Origin of the sequence: Novimethylophilus kurashikiensis, from assembly GCF_003112435.1 — a bacterium.
Lineage (GTDB): Bacteria > Pseudomonadota > Gammaproteobacteria > Burkholderiales > Methylophilaceae > Novimethylophilus > Novimethylophilus kurashikiensis.
Genome location: NZ_BDOQ01000027.1, coordinates 1 through 1,195 on the forward strand (window position 1 = coordinate 1; position 1,195 = coordinate 1,195).

1 protein-coding gene is annotated in these 1,195 nt (G+C 58.6%); it reads right to left on the reverse strand.

Going from position 1 to position 1,195, the window contains the following annotated elements; translation table 11 throughout:
• Position 1: 1 nt before the first annotated feature.
• Positions 2-1,192, reverse strand: a complete 1,191-nt coding sequence (tuf, locus tag NMK_RS18060; RefSeq protein WP_109017170.1) for an elongation factor Tu — start codon at positions 1,190-1,192, stop codon at positions 2-4.
• Between the last annotated feature and the right edge of the window lie 3 nt (positions 1,193-1,195).

Sequence of the window (1,195 nt, forward strand, 5' to 3'; positions counted from 1 at the left end):
ATTACTCGACGATCTTGGCAACAACGCCAGCGCCGACGGTACGACCACCTTCGCGAATCGCGAAGCGCAGACCTTCTTCCATAGCGATCGGAGCAATCAAGCTCACCACGATGGAAACGTTGTCGCCAGGCATCACCATTTCGGTACCAGCCGGCAGCTCAACCGCACCGGTTACGTCGGTGGTACGGAAGTAGAACTGCGGACGATAGCCGTTGAAAAACGGGGTATGACGGCCGCCTTCATCCTTGCCCAGAACGTAGATCTCGGCAGTGAACTTGGTGTGCGGGGTGATGGAACCGGGCTTGGCCAGCACTTGGCCGCGCTCGACTTCTTCACGCTTGGTGCCGCGCAGCAGCACGCCGACGTTGTCGCCGGCCTGACCTTGGTCGAGCAGCTTACGGAACATTTCAACGCCGGTGCAGGTGGTCTTGAGCGTGGGCTTCAGACCAACGATTTCGATTTCGTCACCAACCTTGATGATGCCGCGCTCAACACGACCAGTCACCACAGTGCCACGGCCGGAGATGGAGAACACGTCTTCCACCGGCATCAGGAACGCGCCGTCAACAGCACGCTCAGGGGTGGGGATGTAGCTATCCAGCGCATCAGCCAGGGCGAAAATGGCGGGTTCGCCGATTTCGGACTGGTCGCCTTCGAGAGCGAGCTTCGCGGAACCCTTGATAATCGGGGTATCATCACCCGGGAAGTCGTACTTGGAGAGCAGCTCACGCACTTCCATTTCGACGAGCTCAAGCAGTTCGGCGTCGTCAACCATGTCGGCCTTGTTCAGGAACACGACGATGTAAGGAACGCCAACTTGGCGAGCCAGCAGGATGTGCTCACGGGTTTGCGGCATCGGGCCGTCAGCAGCGGAACAAACCAGGATTGCGCCGTCCATCTGGGCAGCACCGGTAATCATGTTCTTCACATAGTCGGCGTGCCCCGGGCAGTCAACGTGGGCGTAGTGACGGGTTGCGGTTTCGTACTCGACGTGAGCGGTATTAATCGTAATACCGCGTGCCTTTTCTTCAGGCGCAGCGTCGATCTGGTCGTATGCCTTGGCTTCGCCACCGAACTTCTTTGCCAGAATCGTGGTGATCGCTGCGGTCAGCGTGGTCTTGCCATGGTCAACGTGGCCAATCGTGCCTACGTTCACGTGCGGCTTAGTCCGCTCAAACTTGCCTTTTGCCATGAT

What these genes read in the sequence shown, in the direction of transcription:
- tuf (WP_109017170.1), bottom strand. Translation starts at nt 1,192, where the DNA reads ATGGCAAAAGGCAAGTTTGAGCGGACTAAGCCGCACGTGAACGTAGGC.